The sequence below is a fragment of the Oleiphilus sp. HI0067 genome, from assembly GCF_001635735.1.
Genome location: NZ_LWFI01001399.1, coordinates 1 through 584 on the forward strand (window position 1 = coordinate 1; position 584 = coordinate 584).

The window sequence follows — 584 nt, forward strand, 5'->3', positions numbered from 1 at the left end:
CCAAATATCTCTCTAAGCATTGATTGGAGAGGGCCAGCATATTCAAGAAAGTCAGTGTAGACATAAGCAATCACATACGCAGGCATCGCAAAAGGGAGTAATAACGCCCACGTGAAAAAACGTTTGCCTGGAAAACTATAATGGCTTATTAACCATGCAGCACCAATGCCTAAAGCGGTACTCAGACATCCAACTCCGAGCATTAATATCAGCGTGCTTTTAATATAGGCAGGAAGTACTGTCTCAGATAAATGAACCCAAATGTTGTCGTCTGGAAATGCGGCTAAATACAAAACGGCCAATACTGGTAGGCAGATGATGCTGGTCGTTAAAAAAGCACTGAGCTTCCAGTAATGCTCTGATCGCCAAAAAGATTTAACGGGATATGTCGGGCTATTAGTGCGCAAAGAGAAATGATTCGGTTGTCTTAAAGAAACTTAGTATAAACAAAAAAAGCGGCTCTAGGCCGCTTTCTTTATGAGTCGATGCATTATTGATCGAATGCTACTTTATCTACTAGCTTTGCAGCAGCTTTGCGTAAACCGGCAATGTCAGCAAGAGGTAGTTGATCTGCTTTGAATTCA

General features: G+C 41.8%; 1 protein-coding gene. It reads right to left on the minus strand.

The features are described from left to right. Window positions 1–407, minus strand: a 407-nt coding sequence (locus tag A3739_RS22290; protein ID WP_369821116.1) for an ABC transporter permease, incomplete at its 3' end; no start/stop codon positions are given. Window positions 408–584: the final 177 nt, after the last annotated feature.